The 903-nt window shown below is 78.7% G+C and carries 1 protein-coding gene and 1 pseudogene; both read right to left on the reverse strand.

Annotated elements, in window-relative coordinates:
* Nucleotides 1-324: pseudogene (locus CRM73_RS19350) on the reverse strand (hypothetical protein); the annotation flags it as partial.
* On the reverse strand, nucleotides 314-903 hold a 590-nt coding region (gene rfaE2 / locus CRM73_RS19355; RefSeq protein ID WP_229588815.1), incomplete at its 5' end, for a D-glycero-beta-D-manno-heptose 1-phosphate adenylyltransferase. The gene rfaE2 and the pseudogene CRM73_RS19350, both read right to left, overlap by 11 nt.

Consider the following 903-nt stretch of genomic DNA (forward strand, 5'->3'; position numbering starts at 1 on the left):
GCCGGTGGCGAGCAGCAGCTCGTGGCTGAGCGGGCCGCGCCCGTGCAGGTTGACCGCCACGTGCCCGCCGGACAGCGGCGGGAGCGGGCCGAGCCCGGACGTGGGCAGGACCGCGTCCACCACGCCCAGCTCGGCCAGCCAGGTGCCGATGCCCTCGGGCGCGGCCAGCACGAGCCGGTGCCGGGGCAGCATGCGCCGGACCCCGCGCAGGGGCGCCACGCCGGTCAGGCCGTCGCCCAGGCCGAGGGCGCGCAGCACCAGCACGTCGCCCGCCCCGACCTCGCCCGGGGCCACGGTGCGGGGGCCGCGGGGCTCAGCCCTCACGGCCGGCCCGCTGGAGGATCGCCGTGGTGGAGCGCCCGGAGAGGTAGGGCAGGACGGTGACCTCCCCGCCCCAGCCGCGCACGTCCACGGCCTCGGGAAGCTGCTCGGGGGTGTAGTCGCCGCCCTTCACCCACACGTCGGGGCGCAGGACGGACAGGGCCGCGCGGGGGTCGTCCTCGTCGAAGACGACCACCGCGTCGACGCTGCGGAGGGCGGCCAGCACGCGGGCACGGTCCTCCTGGCCGACCACCGGCCGGCCCGGGCCCTTGAGCCGGCGCACGGAGTCGTCGGAGTTCAACAGCACCACCAGCGCGTCGCCGAGCCGGCGCGCGGCGTCGAGGGAGGCGATGTGGCCGGCGTGCAGGACGTCGAAACAGCCGCCCGTGGCCACGACCGTGCCGCCCGCGGCGCGCACGTCCACCAGCAGGTCCTGGACCTCCCGGGGCAGCCGCTCGGCACCGGGGTGCAGGCACGCGCGGCCCTGGACGCCCTGGGCGCGGCGGGTGCGGAAGGTGGCGGCGCCGCCTGCGGCGACCCACTGCCCGGCCGCCTCGACGGCGGACTCCACGGCCGTGGAGT

Source organism: Kocuria sp. CCUG 69068, from assembly GCF_020833785.1.
GTDB classification, from domain to species: Bacteria; Actinomycetota; Actinomycetes; order Actinomycetales; family Micrococcaceae; genus Kocuria; species Kocuria rosea.